Below are 20,693 nucleotides of genomic sequence, written 5' to 3'. Positions count from 1 at the left end.
GGTAATCCCGTCTTCTATACCAATCTCCGTAAAAATGCCCGGTCAAGACTGGGCTATTTTTTTGCGCCCTTTCTCTACATGACAACCTCTTTAACCTTACCGGCAGATTGAAAACGGTATGGGGATGAGTTTAGTGACCGTGTGTCGGCGTGCGACATTTTATGTCTGGACATGTTATGTCGGTATCTGTATCGTTTGCTCATGCGGTGAGAAATGACGGACGCGATTGGCGCGATTCCGCAGGCCGTTAGTGGAAAGGGTTAGGGAAGATGACCGAGTTTCAGAACCGTATTGCAGCGGCTGCGCGTATTGCCGGCGCGGTTCACGGTTTGTCCATTGAGTGGCAACCGATACCGGGTGACGTCGAGGTAATTCTGGCATCCGTGGGCGGGCGTGAAGAGTTGCCGGTCTATGTGACGCAAAGCGGCGAGCAACTGATTTGTATCAGTTACCTGTGGCACGACGATGAAGTCAATCCAGCACGGCGCAGTGAATTGCTGGAGGCATTGCTGGATCTCGACATTCCCATGCCATTGTCGTCTTTCGCCCGAGTAAATGGATGGTTTGTTGTCTACGGAGCGCTCTCGTGCAATTCGCGGGCAGAGGAGTTGGTCCAGGAGCTGACTACCTTGAGTGAAAACGCGGTGGATGCGCTGGATGCCTTTGCCGAATACCTGAAGTAAGGAGAATTAAGCATGTCCATATTCAACAAGATTGTTACTGCCGTCCGAGGCAGTGTCCGCGAACTGGGCGAAACAGTGATGGATGCCAATGGTACGCGCACCTACGAGCAGGAGATCATCGACGCACGTGATGCGCTTAACCAGGCCAAGCAAGACTTGACGCTGGTGATGGCGAAAGAGATGCAGGCGGGACGCGACATTGATCGGTTGGTCGGTGAGATCGCCCGTTACGAAAACCATGCCGCTGCAGCACTCGATAAAGGCGAAGAGAAGCTTGCCGGTGAAGTGGCGGATCGCATCGTGGCCTTGGATAGCGAACTTATGGAGCAACGCAAGGCGCGCACCGAGTTTGCGGCCAGTATCGAACGGCTCAAAGGTCTGATTACGCAGGCTGAGACCAAGCTGCGTGAGCATGAGCGTGAACTGGTTATGACCAAGACAGCGGAAAGTGTACACCGGGCCACGCAGTCCATCTCACACAGTATGGGAGCGGGTGGTTCAAAGCTGTTATCTGCCAAGGAGTCACTGGATCGCATCAAGCAGCGTCAGCGGGATCTGGCTGATCAAATGACGGCGGCAGCGGCGCTGGAAGGCGAGCTGGGTGGTCAAGCTCTGGAACGTAAATTGGAAGCAGCGGGGATTGGTGAAAATGCAGGACGTCGCGATGAAGTATTGGCCCGTATCACAGCACGTAGAGATCAGTCTTCACGGACAGCGGGTAGCGAGGTGGATGATGCCTAAGTTCCCGGCCCGCTGGGGTGAGGCTGAGTCTGCGCTCAAGGCGGTACAGGTTGCATTTGATGTGGAAGAGGCGGTGTTACGGGCCGTGCGTTATGCGGCGTTTTGTAACGAACTCTCGCCTTCCGATCAGATACGTCAAGTACTCGATCTGCCGATTTCCAGTCGACCCAAACGGCCAAGACTTACCGTATCGCTGTCCGAAGCCGATTACATAGTGCTGGCAGAACGCTATGGGCTGGCCGCGGAAGATAAGTTGGCGATCAAAGAGCGGGTAACGAATGATCTGATTGCCTTTGCATTTACCCAAAGCAGTCCGCCATCGTCGTAACGAGTGGCCCTTGGTCTGAACGAGACTTCAGGTAGTACGTGATCACGCCAAGGGCTAATCAGCACGACAGCGAACATTGTGATTACAAAAGCAGCATGGGTCGACACCGACCGGAAAGAGAAAAAAGATGTTTGAGATGTTGCTTGCCACCTTGGTGAGCTACCCCACCAACCTGGTGACAGTACTGTTGGCGGTCCTGCTGATCTACTGGCTGCTTGCATTGGCTGGCTTGGTGGACATCGATGCATTTGATCTGGATGTCCATGTTGATTCCGATGCGGGTGAGCTCAGCACGATTGCGGGCTATGTCGTGGCGTTTGGCCTTACCGGCGTGCCTTTCTCTATTGTGCTCAGCCTGATTGTGTTGATTGTCTGGGTGATCTGCTATCTGGCCAATCGCTACCTGCTGTTCTGGATGCCCGGATGGATGAGCTTCATGGTTGGCAGCGCGGTGTTGGTTGCCGCGGCTGCTGTTGCCATTGTCGTGACCGCCAGGTTGTTGCGGCCGATGCGGGGTTTGTTCGCCGTGCACAACGCTCGCCAGAATGCCAGTCTGATCGGGCAAACCTGCAAGATCACGACCTTGGATGTCAGCGAAGACTTCGGCCAGGCATTGGTCGAGACCGAAGGCGTGGCCATCGCCATCCGTGTGCGTGCCAGTAAGCCCAATGGGCTTGGCAAAGGTTCATTGGCAACGATTGTTGATTACGACGAGGCCAGTGAAACCTATCAGGTGATTGAAACACCGCTGATCTGAGTGTTGGAACCTTGTGACGACTGGCCATTTACGGCAGTCCATAGTGGGGATTGGCACCCGGCGCATGCGCGAGAAATGTTACGCGTAATAGTTGCGTAAACAAGTTTTTGATTCACCCATATTCATGACTCATCCCATCGCGATGGGCAACCAGATTTAGGAGTAACACTGCAATGGAAGCGATCCTGATCGCCACGGGCGTACTTGCCGTCTTTGTTTTCGGCGCTTTTGCGCTGTTCGCCAAGTTTTACAATAAGGTTCAGCAAGGTCATGTGCTGATCGTCAACACCCTCAAATCCGTACCCGAGGTGACCTTTACCGGCCGCATGGTATTTCCCATCATCCATATCAAGGAATTGATGGAAATTTCGCTGAAGACCATCGTGATCGATCGCTCCGGCAAAGAGGGTCTGATCTGTCGCGACAATATCCGCGCCGATATCAAGGTCACCTTCTTCATTCGCGTCAACAAGACAACAGAAGACGTGTTGAAAGTCGCTCAGGCGGTTGGTTGTGGCCGTGCATCGGATCAGGACACATTGGAGGAATTGTTCTCGGCCAAGTTTTCCGAAGCGCTCAAGACCGTGGGCAAGTCGATGGATTTTGTCGATCTCTACCAAGCGCGAGACCGCTTCCGTGACGAAATCATTCGCCAGATTGGCGACGATCTGTCGGGTTATGTGCTGGATGATGCTGCCATCGACTACTTGGAACAGACGCCCATCGAAAAGCTTGATCCGAACAATATCCTCGACGCACAGGGCATACGCAAGATCACTGAACTGACGGCCATGGAGCATGTTCAGACCAACGAGCTGCAACGCAACGAGCAAATGCAGATCAAGAAAAAGGATGTGCAGACCACTGAAGCGCTGTTGGAACTCGCGCGTCAGCAGGCCGATGCCGAAGCACGCCAGCAACGTGAGATTGCCTCGGTTCAAGCCCGCGAGCAGGCGGAGGCTGCCAAGGTGCAGGCAGAAGAGAAGCTCAAGTCGGAAACCGCGCGTATCAAGATGGAACAGGATGTCGCCATTCAGAACGAAAACATGAAGCGCGAAATGGAAGTGGCGGAAAACAACCGCAAGCGTGCGGTAGCGATTGAAGAAGAAAAGGTGGTGCGTGCGCGTGACCTGGAAGTTGTGGCGCGGGAGCGTGAAGTCACCTTGCAGGAGATCGAAAAGGAAAAAGCAGTCGAGATCGAGAAAAAGAATATCGCCGAAGTGATTCGCGAGCGGATTGCCGTGGAGCGTACGGTGGCCGAGCAGGAAGAGGCCATCAACGAATTGCGCGTGGTGTCGGAAGCAGACCGTAATAAGAAGGCATCGGTGATTACAGCTGAAGGCCGTGCTACGGAGAAGATGGTGATGGACGTGAAGGAGGCGGAAGCTGAGGAAATTCGCGCCAAGCACAAAGCGGCTGAACAGTTCACCCTGGCTGAAGCCAAGCTGAAGGTGGCCGAGAAGGATGCGGAATCCAAGAAGCGTGAAGCAGAAGGCATCGAAGCGCTGAGTGCGGCATCGGGTCTGGCAGAAGCCAAGGTGATGGCTGTGCAGGCTGATGCCAAGGAAAAGGATGGCATGGCCGAAATACGGGTGAAGTTGGCTGATGCCGATGCGGTAGCAAAACTGGGTAGAGCAGAGGCCAGCGCGTTGAAGGACAAGCTGGAAGCTGAAGCGAGCGGTAAGGAGAAGCTGGGCTTGGCTGATGTGAATGTGCGCTTGGCTGATGCTGATGCGTTGCGTCTGCGTGGTGAAGCCGAAGCGACAGCGATTCAAGCACGCTTTGTAGCAGAAGCGGCGGGTCTGAAAGAGAAGTTTGCCGCCATGGATGTCATGACCGGGGACACCCGCGCACACGAGGAATTCCGTATGCGTCTGGATAACGCGCATACCGAGACGCTCAAGGCTATCGACGCCAATACCTTGATTGCCAAGGATCAGGCCGAGGTACTGTCAGTTGCGCTGCGTAACGCCAAGATCGATATCGTTGGCGGGGATGGTGATTACTTCCAGCGTTTTGTGAATGCCTTGGGTATTGGCAAAGCGATCGACGCCACGATAGGTAAAAGCGATACCTTGCAGACGGTGTTCAAGGGACATCTGAACGGTGAGAAGGATTTCATCACCGATGTAAAGGATGTGTTGGGCAATGTGGGTACCGACGACCTGCAAAACCTCACGGTATCGGCTTTTCTGGCCAAAGTGATGAGCGAGGGGAGCGATGAGCAGAAAGCGCTGATCGGGCAACTGATGGGTAAGTTTGGTCGCAAGTAAAAGTCTACGAAGGAGCGAGAAATGGAACTTCATTGTCCCCGCTGTACTTCTGCAGATGCATTGCAGATGGCCCAATTGGATACAGGTTTGGATGTTCCTTGCTGTGAAGGCTGTCATGGCAGCTGGCTGGAGCTGTCGCGTTGGCGGGACTGGCGCAGTACGCAGCCAGCCGCTATCCGACCCGAGCCTGTGATTGTCGGTGACCCCTTGCTGGAGCCGGAGGCCCCGCAGGTTGGTACCTGTCCACAGTGCCAGCGATTGATGTCGCGCTTACGTGTGGCTGCGGGGCTGCCTTTCCGGTTGGATCGCTGCGTGAGTTGCCAGCATGTCTGGATTGATGGCGGCGAGTGGTCGGCAATGAGCCAGTACGGTTACCAGCTTGTGCTTGATGATGTGGTGTCGGATCGCTGGCAACGGTTGGTGCGGGAGGCGGAAGCCAGCCAGGCACGTGAAGCGGCGTGGTGCGAGCGCTTGGGGACCGAGGTTTACGAAGAGATATTGAAAATGCGCAACTGGCTTGATGCCCAGCCCAATCGCGCGGCCTTGATGTCCTTTCTGCTGCGTGACGATAACAAGAACATCTGATTTCGATGGACCCGGCAGGTGGGCGTATCTGCGCTCACAGCCAAATGATAGATAGCTGATGCAAACTACTGACCAACAAACCGATCAGCAGGTCGCTGAGAGTGGCGGCTACGAGCTTGTCAAGGCGCGACTTGCCAAGCAAGGCCTGACGCTGGAAGAAAGAACCACTGCCCTGAATGCAGCCCGCCTTGCCGAATTCGGTGAGTCCAGGCTCGAGTTATCGGCGAGAGTACGCGCCCGTACAGAGAACAACTGCGTTGCGCGCGACATTGTGCGGGTTGGCGATACCCTGCTGTTTGGCTACAACGTGTTTCTTGGTCTCAAGCAAGAGACTGACATTGCGGATGTATTCAGCCTCTATCGTCTGGATGAGAAAAGCGATGGGCCGGAGCTGACAGTATTGCCCCTGGCTGACAGTTTTCTGGCGGATACGCGCTTCGTGCAGGACTTTCGCGAGCTCTATGGCTACTACAAGGAAGCCAGCCTGCTGCAACTGAGAGTCAACGGCGGCAAGCTGCTGGCTGCATTCAAGACCGGGCCCAGCATGCAGAATCTGCGCGTGTTCCGCTGGGAACTGAGTCCGCAGGGCGAGGTACGCTATATCGATAACCGGGGCGAGCGCGATATGGCGTTTCCGCCCAGCCATGATTTTGAATGGCAGGCCACTAAGCGCGAACAGCATGTGCTGGGCAGGCATCCACACGTCAACATCCTCGATACCGTGTTTGTTGAGACGGTAGGCGGTGACCTTACCGTCAAGGTGGAAAACAACACCGAAACCGGCTTGGGTGTTTACAGTGAGCCCGTGGACGACGCTAACCAGTCGTTGATGGATGCGGATATCCAATACGCCCGGACGGGTGGGCTGTTGTTGCTCAAGGTCAAACCGTATCGCGAAGCGGTTTACCGCTACCTCGTGTTCAACCCGCGCAGCCGTTCGGTGCAGCGGATCGATGCAATTGGGCAGGCATGCATCAGCCTGCCTGAAGACCAGGGAATCATCTTTCCTGGCGGTATCTACCTTGCCAGTGGCGAGTACAAGGATTTTGGCGCTGATTGCGCCAGCATGAGTTTCAAGCGGCTGATCCGCTCACCCAATGGCGAAGACGTGCTGTATGTGTTTTCCGATCGTGAAGCCGGCCGTTATGGTCTATTCCCTTACAACATGATTCACAAGCGGTTAGCCAACCCCATCGTGGCGCATGGCTACGCCATTTACCCTGATGGGCGCATGCTGGTTTTTGCGGCAGACAGCGCTGAAGCCACCCGTTTGCACCCGATGCAGATTTGGGCCACGCCATTCCATAGCGACGAGCATGCGGCGGGCGCGGCAGAACGGCAGAGTTTTCTGGGCCGTCTGGGTAATAGCGAGCTGGTGCGCGGTATTGCCGAGTTGTTTGGTCTTGCGCGGTCGGCGCAGGTCTCGTCACCGGCGCGGGTATTGTATGAAGACCTGGAAAAGCGCGCCGGCAAGGTAGCCAATGGCTATTTCTGGTTGGCGTCACCTGAAGTCGACTTGGCCGAGACGCTTAAGACGTTGGCGAATACCGCTAGGTTGATGCTCGATGAGTTCGACAAGGTCGAGCACTACCGGCGTGCTGCGGCACAGGCGATGGCAGAAGCAGAAGCTGGCCAGACTGTGCTGGTGGCAGAAATCAAACGCACCATTTGGAAGCATCCGCGCCAGTTCACCGAGTTCCTGGATAAGCTGCGCCAGATGCGCGGTAAGCTGCTGACCTTCAAAGACCTGCGTTATATCGACAGCGCCCGCTTGGCGACACTTGATGCAGCCTTGGCAGCCGAGCAGGATTCGCTGGGCGAAAGCACGGTACGATTTCTATCCGAACCCGCCGCGCTGACGGTATTCGATGAACAGCTGGACGAGATTGCCACCAAGGTGCCCGGTGCGGGGAGCGTGGCAGAACTACGCCCGCAGCTGGAAGCGCTGGATGGCGTGGGCGACAGCTTGGACCTGCTTACCGAAACACTGGGTGCGCTCAAAGTAGGCGATGCGGTTCTGCGCACTCAGTTGCTCGATACGATTTCCAGTGTCTACGCCCGTGTGAATCAGCTACGGGCCGAGGCTGGTAACCGTAGCAAGCAGCTGGGCGTGACCGAGGCGCGTGCAGAGTTTGGTGCGCAGCTGAAGCTGTTTGGCCAAAGCCTTGATAATGGGCTGAATCTGGCAGCCACCCCGGAAGCCTGTGACGAGCAATTGGCTCGTCTGGTTGGCCAGCTGGAAGAGCTGGAAGGGCGTTTTGGCGAGCATGATGCTTTCCTGGGCGATATTCTGGGCAAGCGCGAAGCGGTGTTCGAAGCGTTTGAAGCCAAGCGTCAAACGTTGCTGGCGGAGCGTCAGCAACGTCTGGGTACACTCAGGTCTGCGGCGGAGCGTCTAGCTGCTGGCGTCAACAAGAAAGTCGGAAAATTTGCTGATGCTGCTGCATTACAGACTTTCTTCGCTGCCGACCAACTTGTACTCAAGTTGCGCGAGCTGATTGCCGGATTGCGTGGTGCGGGCGACAACGTCAATGCTGACCAGCTCGAAGGCCAGCTCAAAGCAGCGCAAGATCAGGCGGTGCGGGCACTGCGCGATCAGTCCGATATCTTCGAAGATGGTGGCAAGCTGATCCGGCTGGGCAAGCATCGTTTCAGCGTCAGCCAACAAGCCATGGAATTGGCATTGGTGGTGCAGGGCGACCAGCTGTGTGTGCATCTGGCAGGTACGGATTACACCGAGCCGGTGAACGATGCGCGGCTCGATGCATTGCGTCCTTATTGGGGGTTGGTGCTGCCATCCGAGAGCCCTGATGTGTACCGTGCCGAATTCCTGGCGTGGCAGATGTTGCAAGCCGCCAGCGAAGGGCGCGATGCATTGAGCAATGCTTTACTGGATCAGGCCGTGGTGGATGGAACGCTGGCGCAACAGGTTCAGCGTTTTGCCGCACCGCGCTACCAGGAGGGGTACCAAAAAGGGGTGCATGACGAAGATGCTGCCAAGATATTGGCAGCGCTGTTACCTATGCGCACAGCGGCTGGCGCACTGGCGATTCCACCGCTGGTACGTGCTGTTGCGCAGCTGTTCTGGTCGGGCTGCGACGAGATGCAACGGCACGCGTTGAACTTGCGAGCCCGCCAAGCCTGTCTGCTGCAAACCGAGTTTGACGAGCGTGGGGCGTACAAGCAACTGGTGGGTGAGCTGACCGGCCACTTGGACTGCTGGTTGAACGAGCAAGGCTTTGGGGAAGGCGATGCATTGCCTCCATCAAAGGCGGTTGCTGCTTACTTGGTGGATGAGCTTGGGCAGACCAGCTTGAGCTTTGTACTGTCGGCTGAGGCAGATGACCTCGCCCAAGCCTTTGTCCGTACCCTGACCGAACGCGGCCACTTTGGCGACTGGCGCGATGCGCTGGACCATGCAGATTTGTCGCAGCGCTGGCGTACAGTTTTGGCCTGGATTACAGGTTTTGCGCGTCGCCAGAGTATGTCCAACCATTTCGCAGCCGAAGCAGTTGCTGTACTGCTGGCCGAGCTGCCGCGGCAACGGGTGAATGCCGTGTTGGAGGCCACTGTGGAAGGTCTGTTGGGCCAACATGCAAAGATTTTAGAGGGCAAGCTGGTGCTCACCCTGGACGATTTTGCCCAGCGTCTGCGCCATCATGTCGAGGACCTGCTGCCGGGTTACGAACAGTATCAGCATCTGCGTAGTGAACTGCTGGCGGTAGAGCGTGAACGGCTGCGGCTTAAGGACTTTCAAGCTAAACCCTTGAACAGCTTTGTGCGTAATAAGCTGATTTTCGATGTTTATCTGCCATTGGCTGGTGCAAATTTCGCCAAGCAGATCGGCACGGTGGGGGATAGTCGCCGTGTGGATCAGATGGGTTTGTTGCTGCTGATTTCACCGCCGGGCTATGGTAAGACCACCTTGATGGAGTACTTGGCGAACCGGCTGGGGTTGGTGTTTGTGCGGGTGAATTGTCCCTCACTGGGCCATGAGGTCACGTCGCTCGACCCGGCGGATGCGCCCAATGTTACGGCCCGGCAGGAGTTGGAAAAGCTCAATCTGGCGCTGGTGATGGGCAATAACGTCATGCTTTATCTTGATGATATTCAACATACCAACCCGGAGTTCCTGCAGAAATTCATCAGCCTGTGCGATGCCACGCGGCGTATCGACAGCGTCTGGAATGGCCAGCCGCGTACCTGCGACCTGCGTGGCAAGAAGTTCGCCATTGTTATGGCTGGCAACCCTTACACCGAGTCGGGCGATGTATTCAAGATCCCCGATATGTTGGCCAACCGGGCGGATATCTACAACCTGGGTGATGTGCTATCTGGCAAGGACGCGTTGTTCGCGCTCAGTTATATCGAAAACTGCCTGACGAGCAATGTGGCTCTGGCGCCATTGGCTAACCGTGACCCGGAAGACCTGCATCGCTTTCTGCGCATGGCGGCAGGCGAGGAAGTATTGACGTCTGAGCTATCCCACCCCTATGGACAAGCTGAAATCGCCGAAATTGTCGGCGTGCTGCAGCGGTTGCTGAGCCTGCGCAACACGGTGATGAAAGTGAATGCAGCCTATATCGCATCGGCAGCGCAGGCCGATGCCTATCGCACCGAGCCGCCCTTCAAATTGCAGGGTAGCTATCGCAATATGGCCAAGCTGGCTGAGAAGGTGAATGCGCTGCAGAACGAACAGGAGTTGGCCCAGCTATTGGCCGACCACTACCAGGGCGAGGCACAGACTTTGACGGCGGGTGCGGAAGAAAATCTGTTGCGGTTGTCCGAGCTGCGAGGTGGTATGACGGCTGATGAACTTGATCGCTGGTCGCAGATCAAGCGTGATTTCCAACATAAGAAGCGTATGGGTGGTGATGAGGCCGATGGTGCCACCAAGCTGGCGACACAGTTATCGCTTATCACTGGGCAGCTTGGCGATATCCACGGTACGTTGCAGGCAGGCCATAAGCCGCAGTGGGCAAGCGATGTACGTGCTGCGCTTGCTTCCCTGGGTGAGGTGCTGGCTGCCCAGCGGACGACAGTGAACGTGGCACCGCCCGACCTGGGTGAGTTCGCCGCCACCTTGCGTGCTTTGGCGCAAAGTTTCGATACCGGCTTGGTGCCGGTGGTGCGCGCTATGAATCACAAGGCGCGGCTCGACCACGATATCTGGGATCGAGTGCAGGTACTGAACGAGCAATTACAGGCCGTGGCGGGCAAGGTGGGTGCACCTCAGGTGAATATCCGCTTCCGTACGGATGAGCCACTGGAGGATGAGCTCTGATGATGCGCTGAAAGGCATCATCCCTTCATCTCGGTTAAGCCAATACCCCGCGAGCGGCCGCAATGCCGCTACGTATCGCACCTTCCAAGGTGGCGGGGTAGTCGCCCGCGGTATAGTCGCCCGCCAACCACAGGGTTGGGTCGCTGGTGGCGTTGCCAGGGCGCTGAAGCTGAGGGAGGCACGCGAAGGTGGCGCGTTTTTCCGCAATCACCCGGTGCCATAAAGGCGGGGGTAGATGAGGCAGGCAGCGCTGTATTTCCCTTGCGATTGTTGTGGCCAATACATCCTGCGACCACGACTCGTGCGGCCCTTCGGCGCTGATTACGGCGGCCATCAAACCATCCTGCCCACAGAGTTGCCCCCGATCGAACAACCATTGTGTTGTGCTGCCGGCCATACCCAACATGGGTTTGGGCAGACGGGTGCCTGTCGGATAGCGCAAATAGGCGGTATAGATGGGCTGCCATTGCCAATTGGCCAATAAGTTAATGGGCGCTGCCAGGGTTGGGATGCCATTTGCCAACATGTACAGGCGATGTGGGGGCAGGGCAATGATCAACTGATCAAAAGGCACTGTGCTGCGATCCAGCTGCCAACCTATTTCGGTCCGTTGCAGCTGTTTGACCATCGAGCTGGTATGGACCTTCCCGCCCAGCTGACGCAGATAACGCGCAGCAGCCTCGGGGAAGGCGGCGGAGAGATCCGTCTTGGGCAGCAGGAAGTCGCTGGCGGCACGCTCGGCAGCCAGGCTGTCGCGTAGCACATTGAGCAGCACCTGGGCGCTGGCGGTAGCGATGGGGGTATTGAGCGCAGCCAGGGTGAGGGGTTCCCAGAGGCAACGCACCAGAATTTCCGGTTGTCGGTTGGCAGCTAGCCATGCTGCAACGCTTTGGTCCTGCGCCAATTTCCAATTGGTCAGCTTTGCTTTGGTCATGAGGCGAGCAGCAGCCAAGCGTGCTCCCCAGCTCAACCCTTCTGCACGGAATAAACCCGCCATGGTGTGAAAAGGGGCGGGCAGACGTGGGCAAGCCAAGCGCATGGCACGGCGTGGTCCTTCGAATACGTCCAGCTCCATGGGCACGCGGACAAAGGCTTCGTTTTCAGCCATGCCGGCCATATTCAACAGCCGCAGCAATTCGCTGTACGCGCCTATCGCCATATGTTGGCCGTTGTCGAGCACCAAGCCTTCCACCTCGACACGCCTGGCCCGACCGCCTAGCACTGGCCCGGCTTCAAAGACCTCGACTTGCCGGCCTGCGGCGGCCAGCTCCATGGCGGCAGCCATACCGGCATAACCGCCACCAATGATGGCAACACGCATTCAGATATCTTCCCGAAAGATTTCCCGGTATAGCTCGGGATAGCGCGCTAACACTTGGCGTGCTCGGTCGGGTTTGATGGGATGCAGGGTGGTGATGAAATGCAGATTGCCGTCTGGTTCGATAGCGACCAGTTCCAGAATGAAAAACAATCGCCTCTCCGGCATGAAATACAGCCACGATGCAGAGCCATTGCCGTACTTGATGATGTGGTTCTCCAGCTCCAACAGGCGTTTCGAATTCTCGGCGCTGTAAAGGAACAATTCGCTGGTTCCATCTTCCCGCTCGTAGTTACGGGCGATGCGAAAGGTTTCCAGTGCCTGCCGCATCTTGCGGCGACGGACTGCGATACGATCCGCCCGCCGCATTTCTTGCCAGCTGACCACGACAATAGCCACGAGCAGCAGCACGGCGAAGAACAGAAACCACGGCGAGAAGGGGAGCTTGTCCATGGGCATCAGCCTAGGCGAACCACCATGTTTTCCAAGCCAGCCAAAGTTTGCGGATGGGGGTCAGGCTCAGCCGCTGGTTCAGTACTTTGCCAGGGCCATCTGCTTTGATCTCCTCCAACGTAGCCCGGTAAATGGCGGCCATGACTAGGCCCGCGCGTTGGCGTTTACGATCGGGACGCGGTAGCACTGCCAGGGCTTCCTGGTAATAGCCCTCGGCACGTTCGATCTGGAAGGCCATCAGCGCCTTGAAGTTGTCACTTTCGCGATAATGTTGGATATCCGCAGCCGGCACGTTGAAGCGCTGGAGTTCCTCGACCGGCAGGTAGATGCGGCCACGGCGAGCATCTTCACCGACATCGCGGATGATATTGGTCAGCTGAAAGGCCAGCCCGAGCTTTTCGGCGTACACATATGTTTTCTCGTCGCTGACCCCGAAAATACGGGCGGAGAGCAAGCCGACGACAGAGGCGACGAGGTAGCAATACTCCTGCAAATCCTTGAAGCTGTTGTAACGGGCCTGGGTCAGGTCCATTTCCATGCCATCGATGATCTGCAGCAATTGCTCGCGGGGCAGATGAAGGCGTGTGACATGAGGTTGCAAAGCCCGGGTGACCGGGTGCTGCGGATTGCCGGCATACAGGTTGCCGATTTCGCTACGCCACCAGTTCAGTGTGGTGCGCGCCACACCCTCATCATGGGTTTCGTCCACCACATCATCCACTTCGCGGCAGAATGCATACAGGGCGGTAATGGCGAGACGGGTTTCCAGGGGCAGAAAGCGGAAGCTGTAATAGAAGCTCGATCCGCTCTTGGCGGCTTTGTCTTCGCAGTATTGATCGGGCGTCAAGTTGGATCTCTGGGGTTACGCAGACGGGAACCGTGCAATTGTAGCGGTTCCCGAGCCATATGGGCCCGATACCTAGGTGGATTTGCTGCGACCTATCCAACTGACCCCACCAAGAACCAATATCAAACCCAATAGCTGCGCCCAGGAGAAGGGTTCGGCAATAATCATCCAGCCAAAGACAATGGTTAGCACCGGGCCGATGGTACCCATGGCCGCAGCCTTGCCGGCCCCCAAGAGCGCTACCGCACGGGCAGCCAACCAGATGGGCAGCACTGTCGAAAAAAGTGCCATGGCCAATGCCCAGCCCCAGACTGCTATTGGCAGCGTAGTTAGGCTGCTGACGGGGCGAACAAGCAGGAAATGCCCCAGCACGAAACCGCAGGCCATGGCGCCTGCCAACCCAGCCAGCCGCATGGACCCGAGCTGCTTTACGTAGCGGCCAGTGCCCAGATAATAGGCAGAGAAGGTAAGGCTGGAGAGGAACACCCACCCTGCGCCGACTAATACCGCCATGCTGGCTTCGGTATGAATGAGGTCATGCCAGAAGGCAGCAAGCAGACCCAGATAGGTGAGGACCATACCTGCCCATAGCTTGCCGCTGATGGGTTTGCGATACCAGGCGGATTCCAGCAGCAACACCAGTGTGGGGTAGGTGAACAGGATGAGCCGCTCCAACCCGGCGGTAATGGTCTGTAAGCCGATGAAGTCGAACAGGCTGGAGAGGTAGTAGCCCACCATGCCAAGCACTGTCATGCCAAGCCAGTCACGTCGTGAGAGTGGGCTACCGCCGGCTTTGTGAATCAACCAGATGAAAGCAGGCAGCGCGAGCAACATACGCAGTGCCAAGAGGGTAATGGCATCGACAGGGCCCGCTGCATAGGCGAGTTTGACGAAAATCGCTTTCAGCGAGAAACCCGCAGCAGCGAGCAGCGCCGCATTACGGCCATCCAGTAGCCAGGCCATGACTTCAGGTTTTACGAAGGAGCTGGTATTGGGGGCTGAGGCAGCCATAGATGTTGATGCCTTCGTCAATGCCTTGGTTTATGCCACTATTGTCGTGATTCATGTACGACATGAGAATGCTTTATTCCTTGATAGGCCTTCGCGGATGACGAACCCCCTTCGCTTTGATCTGCCCGATTTGAAGCTTTTTGTGGCTGTTGCAGCAGCCGGGTCGCTGTCGAAAGGCGCTGCGGCATTGCCGGTTGCGTTGTCTGCCGCCAGTAGCCGCCTGCGTCAGCTGGAACACCGACTGGGCTTATCTTTGTTTACCCGCCATGCCGGTGGCGTACGCCTTACCTCGGCAGGCGAGACTTTGCTGGAACATGCGCAGCGGATTCTGCGTGCTGCGCACGATGCCCAGCAGGCGATGAACAATCTGAACGGTGAGGTACAGGAAGTATTGCGCCTGTATGCCAATACCACGGCAAACAGTACTGTGCTACCCAGTGCATTGGGGCGGTTTCTGGCGGATCGTCCTTTTGTGAATGTGGTGCTGACAGAATGCCCAAGTCGTGATGTGGTGCTGGCTGTGGAACGCGGTGAGGCAGACCTGGGCGTGATCGATGGTGGTTATGAACCACCTGGCCTGTTGACGCTGCCCATGGGCCGTTACCGCTTGGCAGTATTGACTGCGCCGCAACACCCTTTAGCGCAGCAGGGCGCAACCAGCTTTCGTGAGCTGGCCCGATATGACTTGGTCGGGTTACCGGAAGCAAGTGCGATGCAAAGCTTCCTGAAAAAGATGGCGGACCTTGCAGGCCTTGATCTGCGTATTCGCGCCCGAGCCCCGAGCTTTGCCGCAATTGTCCGGCTGGTGGCGGCTGGGGCAGGGGCTGCGGTGGTGCCTGAAAGCACCGGACGTGACTATTGCGATGCGATGGGTTTGGCGCTTGTGCCCCTCAGCGATGAATGGGCAGCGCGGGAATTGAAGCTATGCCTGCGCCAATGGGAAGACCTGCCAAGCACAGTGAGGACATTGGCAGGTTTTCTGACTGGCCTTCACTGAGTTAAGAGTTTGTTCAAATCTTGCGAGCTAGGGCGAGACAAGGCGAAAACAGCCGAGGAAGCGGAGTTTACAAGTGGTAAATGAGCATTCCGAGGTTGCTTTCAACGCCGTATCGTCGACGCGCAGCAGACTTTGAACTGGTTCTAAGTAAGCCAACCACTGGCAGCCCGCTTAACCCGATCATTCACCGCCAACCAGCTGGCGTCCTGGGGCGGCGTTTCCAACAGCAGCACATCGAACTGGTCACCGTCGAATTCGCGCAGCGTGGCGTACAAATCGCGGGCATAGGCTTCCGTATCCATCGGCATGGCATGCGATTTCACGCCAGCTACAGCGATCAACATATGCGAGCGATGTAACAACGCCACCCGCTCGCCAGCTGCGATGCGGCGATGGGCTTCGTTTTCCAGAGCAGCGAGCGGGCCTACCAGCAAAGGGGTACGCGGTGCGTAGTGTGAGTCGAGCAGGCCGGAGACACGCAATTTTGCGGTACTCGTTTTTTCGTGGTGAATCAGTTTCACGCCCAGTACGGCTTCAATCGCTTCTGCAGAGACGCCACCTGGGCGCAGCAGGGTAGGGTGCTCGCCCGTCAGCCCGACGATGGTCGATTCAACGCCAACATGGCAAGGCCCGCCATCGAGAATCAGCCCCAGCTTTTCGCCAAACTCATTGAATACATGCTGCGCGGTAGTAGGACTGACATGGCCAAACTGGTTGGCTGATGGCGCAGCAAGACCGCCACCAAAACGCTGCAGCAATTCATGGGTGAGTGGATGGGCTGGCGCACGCAGGCCGACAGTATCCTGGCCGCCGGTGACGGCATCGGGTACATGTGGTTTACGTTGCAGGATCAAGGTCAGCGAACCGGGCCAGAAGGCATCCGCCAGTTTCCAGGCGGCATCGGGAATATTCTGAGCCCAGTCTGCGAGCTGGTGGCGCCCTGCAATATGGACGATGACAGGATGATTGGCCGGTCGGCCTTTCATGGCGAAAATCTTGGCCACAGCGTCGGGCCGGCTGGCATCCGCCGCGAGGCCATAGACGGTTTCAGTGGGAATACCGACCAGTTCACCGGCTTTCAACAGCGCGAGCGCCTGGTCGATTTGAGAAGAGGGAGTGTGCATGGGCGTATTTTAACCTGTGGATACACTCCTACCGAAGAACCCGTACACGATCTTACTGCGCAGCTATGATCAGGGCTCATGTGCTGCTCGAAGTCCTCATGTATCTAAGTACATTCCGGTTTATGCGCTTCACTCTGCTGACAGCCGCTCGCGACAGATCGTGAGACTTTGGATAGATCGTTTATTAATGCGCCACCTCCCCTGGCTGGGCCATTCTTGGTGGTGTACGCATCCAGAACAACAGCGGCAGCATAAAGATAATGGCGATGCCGAACAGCAGGTACAGGTCGCTGAAGGCCAGCATCATGGCTTGTTTGTTCACCTGCAGGTTGATGACGGCATAAGCCTTCTGGGTAGCCATTGTCGCGGCTTCACCCTTTTGTATGAACATATGCAGGAATAGATCGAGGCGCTGCGCCATGGCGGCATTGTCATTAGCGAGGTGCTCCACGAGCCCCGAGCGTTTGATGTCTTCGAACTTCGATAGCAGCGTCGCAGACAGGGCAATGCCAACGCTACCGCCCAACTGTCGTACCAGGTTGTAAAGCCCTGTGGCGTTGGGAATCTCATGAGGTTTGATGCGCGCCAGGGTGAGGTTGTTTAATGGCATGAAGATCAGCCCCAGCCCGAGCCCACGTAATAGTAAGGGCATGAAGAAATCCATCATGCCGGATTCGGTCGTGAACAGATGGTGGCCCCACATGGCATACAGGAAAAGGCATGCACCGATGGTGATAAGCATATAGGCGGGTACGCCTCGTGCCATAAGCTGAGCGGCGATAGGCATGGCGAAAGCAGCGGCCATGGCGGAAGGTAGGATGATCATGCCTGTCTGGAACGCATCAAAGCCGATCAGGGACTGGGCATAGACCGGAAACAGGAAGATGGTTGAAAACAGCGCTGCGCCAAGAAAGAAAGTGAAGGTCAACCCGGCTGAGAACTGCAGGTCTTTCATGATGCGCAGGTTGACGATAGGGTGAGCGAACTCCAACTCGCGAATCACAAAGCCAATCAGTGCCAGTACGCTGGTAACCGTGTAGGCGATGATTTCCGCTGACTCAAACCATTCAAGTCTTTCGCCACGCTCCAGCATCAATTGAAGCGCCCCGATACCGACGGCAAGCAGGATGAGACCGATGTAGTCCACAGTAACGATGTCTTTTCGGTGTGCGGAATCGGGCACATAGACCAGTACCAGCAGCAGCGCTATCGCCCCCAATGGCAGGTTGATGTAGAAAATCCAGGGCCAGGACCAGGTGTCGGTAATCCAGCCACCCACGGTTGGGCCCAACGAGGGGCCGAACATGATGCCCATACCGAAGATCGCCATCGCAGAGGCCATTTCTTTGACGGGATAGACTTCGTACAACGTGGCCTGTGCTGTGGCGATCAAGCCACCGCCGCCCAGTCCCTGGACGATACGCCAGAACACGAGCTCGCCCAGCGACGAGGCATTGCCGCATGCCCAGGAGGCAATAGTGAACACCAGGATCGACAGTGCCAAATAGTTGCGTCGGCCAAACTGGTTGGCCAAAAAGCCGGAGATAGGCAGCACGATGACATTGGCGACCACATATGCGATCGATACCCAGGTGATCTCGTCGAGTGTGGCGCCCAGACTGCCCATCATGTGAGGTACAGCGACGTTGACAATGCTGGTGTCGAGCAATTCCAGCACACAGGCCAACGTCACCGTCATGGCGATGATGGCGCGGTTCTGGTAGATCGCGTCGGGGGTATTGCTGCGTAGCAGGCTGGGGAGTATGGGCTTCATAGGGGTATCAGGCTTGTTTTGTGAAGGCCAGCTTTACGCCAAGGAAAAAATAGGTACGAACGTGCCGGCTCCGATGCCGAGTACAGCGGCCGACCTTGCCCGATTACCTTGGATAGCAGGTCGGTTAGCGATACAGAACGAATCCGGACCTGGTGTGATGTTCAGCAGCAGACTTTGAACAGGGTCCTAGCGTTTTTTCTTCTTATTCCAGTAAGGCTGTTCTTCGATATAGCAATCAATATTCAAGTCACTGACCCTGGCTTGCATGTGGTTCTGCGCATCCAGCACGGCCTGGTTGTAGATGTTGGGGCCGATCTCTTCAACGATGAACTGCAATAGGTGCTGGGCGGGCAATGTACCGAGCGGTTGTTCCAGTTCGGTCTGAAAATAGCGTTGCAATGAGGACGTCAGCGCTTCTTCGACGCGTTTTTCCAGTTTGATGCTCATGGTGTGTTGTCTCCCGGAATGACAGGTGATTAGGTTTTATGTATGTATATTCAATCTAGGGCTTGCTTGAGTTGGCGTAATCAGCTTTCCCAAGCAGCTTATTTGCGTTGTTGCACCATTACTGGGTTTGACAGGCTTTACTCTGTAAAACGGTTCTGGCTGGGCTCTTACTGCGCAGTAAGATGTCGCGAGCAGCTGTCAACAGGATGCAGAACAGCACATGAACCCTGATCACAGCTGCACAGTAAGCGCGTAAACAGCTCCTTAATGCAGGCGGATACTGGCCATGACACTCATCCCTGGGCGCAATGGGGTTGACTTGCTGTCAAAGGCATCGAGTTTTACTTTGACAGGTACCCGTTGCACAACCTTTGTGAAGTTGCCGCTGGCATTGTCCGGTGGCAACAGCGCAAACTTGGCGCCTGTGGCTGGGCTGAAGGAGTCGACCTTGCCCGTGAAGGTCTGGCCTGGATAGGCATCGACTTCGATGTTTACCGGTTGGCCGGTTTGCACTCGTCCAACTTCGGTTTCCTTCAGATTGGCGGTCACCCACACATCATTTAGTGGGACCAGGTACATCAACGTCTGTCCTGCCTGCACCAACTGGCCGGCCTCCACAGATTTTTTGCTGGTCATACCGGTGATAGGTGCGACCACTTTGGTATCAGCAAATTGGATAGCCGCCAGATCACGCTGGGCGCGAACCGATTCGACCTTGGCTTGTGCGGATTTCAGACTCGCACCTGCTACACCTATCTGTTTACCTGCGGCGGTTGCAGTGTCTCTGGCAGTTCGCAGCTGCGACTCGGCTGCGCGGGACGCGGCTTCGGCAGCATCAAGGGCAGCTGCACTGGCCATGCCTTTTGCAGCCAACGATTTAGCACGCATCAAGTCGTTACGGGCACGCTCGGCATTGGCTTCTGCGAGCGAAATGGCAGCTTGTGCGGCGGCTGCATTGGCTTGGCTGTAGCTGAGCTGAGCGCCAGCTTGCCCACCACCATCACGATTGCCTGCGTTGGAGAAGGCGATTTGCAGATCAGCTTCGGCCTGGCTTAGCCGGGCAGCGTAGTCACGATCATCGATCTTGATGAGCTCCCCCCCGGCAGCAACTTCCTGGTTGTCGGTGACGCTGACGCTTTTTACATACCCGGTGACTTTGGCAGCTATCGGTACGATATGGCCTTCCACCTGAGCATTGTCGGTTTCGACAAAGGTGCGGCCATGCCACCAGTGGTAGCCAACCCAACCCGTAACACCCAGCAGTGCGAGGGCGAAGACTAGGCGTGCTTTGTTTTGTTTTTGGGCTGGGGCGGTATCACTCATAAAGCGTTCTTTCTATGGACAAACTGGCTGCACGAGGGAAGGAACAGATCAGGGTCGTTGTAGGCCCTGCATCATCAAGTCGTAGTGAAAGCGTGCAAAAGCCTTCAGGTCGACGGGTTCGGTATCGCAAAGCGAAAAGCTTTGCTTCCATACCTTGACCATCATCAAGGGTGAAATGACTGCGCGTGTTGCCAGAACGGGGTCGACCGGGCGGAATTCACCCGCTTCGATACCGCGTTCGATAACGGTGGCGAATAATTTACGGCTGCGCATGACCACTTCCTCAACATAAAACCGGGCCAGGTCGGGGAAGTTATTGGCTTCTGCAATCATTAGCTTGGAAATGCCCGTGGAGGCGGAATACTCCATACGGTCTGCCCAACGCTCCAACAGTGTCCACAGTAGTTCAGCCCATGTACCCTGATGGTCGGCCAACAGGTGTTCGCCAGACTCGATGTTGGGCAATATGGTTTCGCGTACGACTGCTTTGAAGAGGTCCTCTTTATTGGCGAAGTACAGGTAGACCGTACCCTTTGTGACGCCGGCTTGGGTGGCCACATCATCGAGCCGTGTGGCGGCAAATCCCTTGTCGACAAACAGTGCGAGGGCGGCTTGGATAATTTCGGCGGGACGGGCGTCCTTACGGCGTTGCCAGCGTGGTTGGTTAGTATCCATGAGGGTTCCCTGCTAATAACTTTCCGGTAATTTATTGCTTAATGAACGATAGGTCAACAAAATGCAGCTGACT

General features: G+C 56.4%; 17 protein-coding genes. 8 read left to right on the top strand and 9 right to left on the bottom strand.

Annotated elements, in window-relative coordinates; all coding sequences use genetic code 11:
• Positions 1–269 precede the first annotated feature (269 nt).
• The 7 genes from ACUHMQ_RS01600 to ACUHMQ_RS01570 all read left to right on the top strand — a co-directional run bounded on the left by ACUHMQ_RS01600 (position 270) and on the right by ACUHMQ_RS01570 (position 10,651).
• Positions 270–683, top strand: a complete 414-nt coding sequence (locus ACUHMQ_RS01600) for a DUF2170 family protein (protein ID WP_445293689.1) — start codon at positions 270–272, stop codon at positions 681–683.
• Between the two features lie 12 nt (positions 684–695).
• Entirely contained in the window at positions 696–1,424 is a 729-nt protein-coding gene (locus tag ACUHMQ_RS01595; protein ID WP_445293688.1) for a PspA/IM30 family protein, read from the top strand.
• Positions 1,414–1,752 (top strand): hypothetical protein, encoded by a 339-nt coding sequence (locus tag ACUHMQ_RS01590; protein ID WP_445293687.1) that lies wholly within the window; start codon positions 1,414–1,416, stop codon positions 1,750–1,752. The genes ACUHMQ_RS01595 and ACUHMQ_RS01590 overlap by 11 nt, the downstream gene beginning before the upstream one ends.
• 127 nt (positions 1,753–1,879) lie before the next feature.
• A complete protein-coding gene (locus ACUHMQ_RS01585) occupies positions 1,880–2,509 on the top strand; it encodes a ubiquinone biosynthesis protein (protein WP_445293686.1) in 630 nt (209 codons plus the stop codon).
• A gap of 173 nt (positions 2,510–2,682) precedes the next feature.
• Positions 2,683–4,782 carry a hypothetical protein gene (locus ACUHMQ_RS01580; RefSeq protein WP_445293685.1) on the top strand — a complete coding sequence of 700 codons (2,100 nt, stop codon included), beginning with the start codon at positions 2,683–2,685 and terminating at the stop codon, positions 4,780–4,782.
• Positions 4,783–4,803: 21 nt separating this feature from the next.
• Positions 4,804–5,367, top strand: a complete 564-nt coding sequence (locus ACUHMQ_RS01575; RefSeq protein WP_445293684.1) for a TFIIB-type zinc ribbon-containing protein — start codon at positions 4,804–4,806, stop codon at positions 5,365–5,367.
• A gap of 58 nt (positions 5,368–5,425) precedes the next feature.
• A complete protein-coding gene (locus tag ACUHMQ_RS01570; protein ID WP_445293683.1) occupies positions 5,426–10,651 on the top strand; it encodes a DNA repair ATPase in 5,226 nt (1,741 codons plus the stop codon).
• A gap of 34 nt (positions 10,652–10,685) precedes the next feature.
• Here ACUHMQ_RS01570 and hpnE read toward each other — a convergent pair whose 3' ends face one another.
• From hpnE to ACUHMQ_RS01550, 4 genes are all read right to left on the bottom strand, one after another.
• The gene (gene hpnE, locus ACUHMQ_RS01565; RefSeq protein WP_445293682.1) at positions 10,686–11,972 is read right to left on the bottom strand and encodes a hydroxysqualene dehydroxylase HpnE; all 1,287 of its coding nucleotides are present in this window, start codon (positions 11,970–11,972) and stop codon (positions 10,686–10,688) included.
• Complete coding sequence (locus ACUHMQ_RS01560; protein ID WP_445293681.1) at positions 11,973–12,422, bottom strand: hypothetical protein; 450 nt, start codon at positions 12,420–12,422, stop codon at positions 11,973–11,975. It abuts the gene before it with no gap.
• A gap of 10 nt (positions 12,423–12,432) precedes the next feature.
• Complete coding sequence (hpnD, locus tag ACUHMQ_RS01555) at positions 12,433–13,269, bottom strand: presqualene diphosphate synthase HpnD (RefSeq protein WP_445293680.1); 837 nt, start codon at positions 13,267–13,269, stop codon at positions 12,433–12,435.
• A gap of 72 nt (positions 13,270–13,341) precedes the next feature.
• On the bottom strand, positions 13,342–14,280 hold the full coding sequence (locus ACUHMQ_RS01550) for a DMT family transporter (protein WP_445293679.1): 939 nt from the start codon (positions 14,278–14,280) through the stop codon (positions 13,342–13,344).
• A 97-nt stretch (positions 14,281–14,377) separates the two neighbouring features.
• On the opposite strand from ACUHMQ_RS01550, the gene ACUHMQ_RS01545 reads away from it, so the two are divergent.
• Positions 14,378–15,277: a LysR substrate-binding domain-containing protein gene (locus tag ACUHMQ_RS01545; RefSeq protein WP_445293678.1), complete on the top strand. Its 900-nt coding sequence runs from the start codon at positions 14,378–14,380 to the stop codon at positions 15,275–15,277.
• Between the two features lie 143 nt (positions 15,278–15,420).
• Here the strand turns inward: ACUHMQ_RS01545 and ACUHMQ_RS01540 are convergent, their stop codons facing one another.
• The 5 genes from ACUHMQ_RS01540 to ACUHMQ_RS01520 all read right to left on the bottom strand — a co-directional run bounded on the left by ACUHMQ_RS01540 (position 15,421) and on the right by ACUHMQ_RS01520 (position 20,620).
• Positions 15,421–16,401: an L-threonylcarbamoyladenylate synthase gene (locus ACUHMQ_RS01540; protein WP_445293677.1), complete on the bottom strand. Its 981-nt coding sequence runs from the start codon at positions 16,399–16,401 to the stop codon at positions 15,421–15,423.
• A 184-nt stretch (positions 16,402–16,585) separates the two neighbouring features.
• The gene (locus tag ACUHMQ_RS01535; RefSeq protein ID WP_445293676.1) at positions 16,586–18,175 is read right to left on the bottom strand and encodes a DHA2 family efflux MFS transporter permease subunit; all 1,590 of its coding nucleotides are present in this window, start codon (positions 18,173–18,175) and stop codon (positions 16,586–16,588) included.
• 186 nt (positions 18,176–18,361) lie between these two features.
• A complete protein-coding gene (locus ACUHMQ_RS01530) occupies positions 18,362–18,622 on the bottom strand; it encodes a DUF2164 domain-containing protein (protein ID WP_445293675.1) in 261 nt (86 codons plus the stop codon).
• Positions 18,623–18,886: 264 nt separating this feature from the next.
• Positions 18,887–19,945 (bottom strand): HlyD family secretion protein, encoded by a 1,059-nt coding sequence (locus tag ACUHMQ_RS01525; protein WP_445293674.1) that lies wholly within the window; start codon positions 19,943–19,945, stop codon positions 18,887–18,889.
• Between the two features lie 48 nt (positions 19,946–19,993).
• On the bottom strand, positions 19,994–20,620 hold the full coding sequence (locus ACUHMQ_RS01520; protein ID WP_445293673.1) for a TetR/AcrR family transcriptional regulator: 627 nt from the start codon (positions 20,618–20,620) through the stop codon (positions 19,994–19,996).
• Positions 20,621–20,693: the final 73 nt, after the last annotated feature.

Source organism: Chitinimonas violaceus, assembly GCF_052601015.1.
This window is presented reverse-complemented; position numbering and strand designations above follow the sequence as displayed.

Coding starts and splice junctions, on each gene's coding strand:
- ACUHMQ_RS01575 (WP_445293684.1), top strand. CDS start 4,804: ATGGAACTTCATTGTCCCCGCTGTACTTCTGCAGATGCATTGCAGATG.
- ACUHMQ_RS01580 (WP_445293685.1), top strand. CDS start 2,683: ATGGAAGCGATCCTGATCGCCACGGGCGTACTTGCCGTCTTTGTTTTC.
- ACUHMQ_RS01550 (WP_445293679.1), bottom strand. CDS start 14,280: ATGGCTGCCTCAGCCCCCAATACCAGCTCCTTCGTAAAACCTGAAGTC.
- hpnE (WP_445293682.1), bottom strand. CDS start 11,972: ATGCGTGTTGCCATCATTGGTGGCGGTTATGCCGGTATGGCTGCCGCC.
- ACUHMQ_RS01520 (WP_445293673.1), bottom strand. CDS start 20,620: ATGGATACTAACCAACCACGCTGGCAACGCCGTAAGGACGCCCGTCCC.
- ACUHMQ_RS01560 (WP_445293681.1), bottom strand. CDS start 12,422: ATGGACAAGCTCCCCTTCTCGCCGTGGTTTCTGTTCTTCGCCGTGCTG.
- ACUHMQ_RS01545 (WP_445293678.1), top strand. CDS start 14,378: ATGACGAACCCCCTTCGCTTTGATCTGCCCGATTTGAAGCTTTTTGTG.
- ACUHMQ_RS01590 (WP_445293687.1), top strand. CDS start 1,414: ATGATGCCTAAGTTCCCGGCCCGCTGGGGTGAGGCTGAGTCTGCGCTC.
- ACUHMQ_RS01570 (WP_445293683.1), top strand. CDS start 5,426: ATGCAAACTACTGACCAACAAACCGATCAGCAGGTCGCTGAGAGTGGC.
- ACUHMQ_RS01600 (WP_445293689.1), top strand. CDS start 270: ATGACCGAGTTTCAGAACCGTATTGCAGCGGCTGCGCGTATTGCCGGC.
- ACUHMQ_RS01585 (WP_445293686.1), top strand. CDS start 1,880: ATGTTTGAGATGTTGCTTGCCACCTTGGTGAGCTACCCCACCAACCTG.
- ACUHMQ_RS01525 (WP_445293674.1), bottom strand. CDS start 19,945: ATGAGTGATACCGCCCCAGCCCAAAAACAAAACAAAGCACGCCTAGTC.
- ACUHMQ_RS01540 (WP_445293677.1), bottom strand. CDS start 16,401: ATGCACACTCCCTCTTCTCAAATCGACCAGGCGCTCGCGCTGTTGAAA.
- ACUHMQ_RS01595 (WP_445293688.1), top strand. CDS start 696: ATGTCCATATTCAACAAGATTGTTACTGCCGTCCGAGGCAGTGTCCGC.
- ACUHMQ_RS01535 (WP_445293676.1), bottom strand. CDS start 18,175: ATGAAGCCCATACTCCCCAGCCTGCTACGCAGCAATACCCCCGACGCG.
- ACUHMQ_RS01530 (WP_445293675.1), bottom strand. CDS start 18,622: ATGAGCATCAAACTGGAAAAACGCGTCGAAGAAGCGCTGACGTCCTCA.